The 528-nt window shown below is 57.2% G+C and carries 1 protein-coding gene; it reads right to left on the reverse strand.

Annotated elements, in window-relative coordinates; genetic code table 11:
- Positions 1-4: 4 nt before the first annotated feature.
- A complete protein-coding gene (locus E5W70_RS32655) occupies positions 5-526 on the reverse strand; it encodes a flavodoxin domain-containing protein (RefSeq protein WP_292665500.1) in 522 nt (173 codons plus the stop codon).
- Between the last annotated feature and the right edge of the window lie 2 nt (positions 527-528).

Genomic DNA, 528 nt, shown 5'->3' on the forward strand with positions numbered 1-528 from the left:
TTGTTTAGCCGGCCGTCTCAAGAAATCGATCAGCGAAGTCGGCGAGGGCGTTCCAGTCAGTGAATTCGTGATCGCGCTCAGGGCTCTGATCGCTGCTGCGTTTCATGACGACGAATTTGACGAACTGCTCCTGGAAGTAATCGTACTTGGTGAAGCGCAAAGCCCCCCCGAGAAGGAGGGTCATGCGTGGTTGCCACCCTGTCACGGAGAGGAAGCGATCCACGTAGTTTTGCGCTTCCGTCTTTTGGTCTTCCAGCGCCGCCGACAGACTGACGGATATGAGGGCTGAAGGCTTAGTGTTCAGCAGTTCGTGATGGGCAAACACGAAGTTCGTGACGATTTCCTGGTGGTGCTCCTGGTGGACCGACGCGGCAATGACGAACGCGTCGAAGTGTCCGAGCTTCAAATCGGATGCGAGCGCTGCGCTATCCAGCAGCTCGACTTGGTGCCCGCGCTCGCGAAAATGCGTTGCCGTCCGTGCGGCAATTTTCCGCGTCTGGCCTTCGGTCGTTCCATAGACAATCAGGA

Origin of the sequence: Mesorhizobium sp. (assembly GCF_005063415.1) — a bacterium.
Taxonomy (GTDB): Bacteria; Pseudomonadota; Alphaproteobacteria; order Rhizobiales; family Rhizobiaceae; genus Mesorhizobium.